The organism is Nocardia sp. NPDC059236 (assembly GCF_042754085.1).
In the GTDB taxonomy this organism is placed as follows: Bacteria; Actinomycetota; Actinomycetes; order Mycobacteriales; family Mycobacteriaceae; genus Nocardia.
The window spans coordinates 1-1,134 of sequence record NZ_JBHZAF010000102.1 but is presented as its reverse complement, the minus strand read 5'-3'; the positions used below and the strand labels follow the sequence as shown (position 1 = coordinate 1,134).

Annotated in this window: 1 protein-coding gene; it reads right to left on the bottom strand. The window is 66.5% G+C overall.

Features of this window, described 5'->3' with window-relative positions; all coding sequences use genetic code 11:
- A partial coding sequence (gene ettA, locus ACFXIV_RS48200; RefSeq protein WP_379421576.1) for an energy-dependent translational throttle protein EttA occupies positions 1-1,134 on the bottom strand: 1,134 nt, incomplete at both ends.

The window sequence follows — 1,134 nt, the reverse complement described above, 5'->3', positions numbered from 1 at the left end:
GTTGCGCTCACCGCCGGAGAGCACACCGGCGGGCTTCTGCTGGTCCGGGCCCTTGAAGCCGAACGCGCTCACATAGGCGCGCGAGGGCATCTCGACCTGGCCGACGTTGATGTAGTCCAGCTCGTCCGAGACGACCGCCCACAGCGTCTTCTTCGGGTCGATGTTGGCACGGGTCTGGTCGACGTAGGAGATCTTGACCGTGTCACCCACCTTGATGGAGCCCGAGTCGGCCTCCTCCAGCCCCTGGATCATCTTGAACAGGGTGGTCTTGCCCGCGCCGTTCGGGCCGATCACGCCGACGATACCGTTGCGCGGCAGCGAGAAGGACAGATCGTCGATGAGCACCTTGTCACCGAAGGCCTTGTGCAGGTTCTCGACCTCCACCACCACGTTGCCCAGTCGCGGCCCCGGCGGAATCTGGATCTCCTCGAAGTCCAGCTTCCGGGTCTTCTCCGCCTCGGCGGCCATCTCCTCGTAACGGGTCAGTCGCGCCCGGGACTTGGCCTGCCGCCCCTTGGCGTTGGAGCGGACCCACTCCAGCTCCTCCTTGAGGCGCTTCTGCCGCTTGGCGTCCTTCTGCCCCTCGACCTTGAGGCGGGCCTGCTTCTTCTCCAGATACGTGGAGTAGTTGCCCTCGTAGCCGATGGCGCGGCCGCGGTCCAGCTCCATGATCCAGCCGGCGACGTTGTCCAGGAAGTACCGGTCGTGGGTGATGGCCACGACGGTGCCCGGGTACTTCGCCAGGTGCTGCTCCAGCCACTGCACCGACTCGGCGTCCAGGTGGTTGGTCGGCTCGTCCAGCAGCAGCAGGTCGGGCTGCTCCAGCAGCAGCTTGCACAGCGCCACGCGGCGCTTCTCACCGCCGGAGAGGTTGGTGACCGGCCAGTCGCCGGGCGGGCAGCCCAGCGCGTCCATGGCCTGCTCCAGCTGTGCGTCCAGGTCCCAGGCGTTCGCGTGGTCGAGCTTCTCCTGAAGCTTGCCCATCTCCTCCATCAGCTCGTCGGTGTACTCGGTCGCCATCTGCTCGGCGATCTCGTTGAACCGGTCGAGCTGCTGCTTCGTCTCCGCGACACCGTCCTGGACGTTCTCCAGCACCGTCTTCGACTCGTCCAGCGGCGGCTCGTGCCGCCGGAT